Source organism: Desulfovibrio sp. 1214_IL3152 (genome assembly GCF_036763055.1).
In the GTDB taxonomy this organism is placed as follows: domain Bacteria; phylum Desulfobacterota; class Desulfovibrionia; order Desulfovibrionales; family Desulfovibrionaceae; genus Desulfovibrio.
In genome coordinates this window covers 1-1,112 of record NZ_JBAIYW010000387.1, presented here as the reverse complement: position 1 = coordinate 1,112, position 1,112 = coordinate 1, and the positions used below count along the sequence as shown (strand labels likewise).

The 1,112-nt window shown below is 62.8% G+C and carries 1 protein-coding gene; it reads left to right on the top strand.

Going from position 1 to position 1,112, the window contains the following annotated elements; genetic code table 11:
- Positions 1-893, top strand: an 893-nt coding sequence (locus tag V6C07_RS08445; RefSeq protein WP_333535956.1) for a lytic murein transglycosylase, incomplete at its 5' end; no start/stop codon positions are given.
- Positions 894-1,112 lie beyond the last annotated feature (219 nt).

Sequence of the window (1,112 nt, the reverse complement as noted above, 5' to 3'; positions counted from 1 at the left end):
CGGTCTGGCAGCCGCTGGTCACGCGGCTTGCCGCCGACGGGTTTTCCGGCCCCCGTGTCAATGCCCTGTTGGCTACCCTGGCTCCCGTACCCAGCCAGTCGCCCATGGGCCGCAAAATGGTTGAACTCTACAAAAGCCGCTTCATGCCCCGGCCTCCTTCCGCCAAGCCTACGCCCACAACCTACTACAAAGGTGTAGTCACGGAACAGAACGCCGCCTTGTGCCGCGCTTTTATTGCCGAGCACAAACAGGCTTTCAGCCAGGCCCAGACCCGGTATGGGGTTCCTTCGTCAGTGGCCGCGGCCCTGCTCTTTGTGGAAACCCGCCTTGGCAAGGTTTTGGCCGACGTGCCGGAAAACGCCCTCTACACCCTGGCGAGCATGGCAGTGAGCCGCGAGCCTTCGGAAATAGACCAATGGCTGCCGCGCATGCCTGGCTATGAAGAGCATATGGCCTGGCTGCAGGAGACCATGCCGAAACGAGCGGACTGGGCCTATAAGGAACTGCGGGCGCTTGTGAGCCACCTCCTGCAGGACGACCTGGACCCCAGCTATCTGCCCAGCTCCATTTACGGCGCAGTGGGCCTGTGCCAGTTCATGCCCTCCAACATCGCGGCCTACGGGGCGGACGGTGATGGCGACGGCAGGGTAGACCTGTTTCATGTGCCTGATGCTGTGGCAAGCCTGTCCAACTACCTGGCCCGCCACGGCTGGAAACCCGGCATAAGCCGGGCGCAGCAGCACAAGGTGCTCATGACCTATAACCGTTCGACGGTGTATGCCAACACTATCCTCGCTCTGGCCGATCTGGTGCAAAAAGGGGCAACTGCCCCGGCCAAAGGGACCGTGCGCGGGAAGACAGAAAAAAATGCCGCCCCCGGCAAGGGGCGGTAGGACACGTCCCCGCGGACCGCAGGAACTGGCCCCCTGAAGCAGGGCGGCGCTGGGTTTGTCATCAGACGTGTCCTTGCGGTGATGTGATCACAGACATGTCCATGCCATTTGCCTGAGTTTGCCTGATGGGGAGTGCTGAAAGTATCAGCGGCCTCCCCATCGGCCAGCCCGTGCGGCTTGTGGTGCGTTGTGTCCGCCCCGGCGGTTGCTCCGCACGGC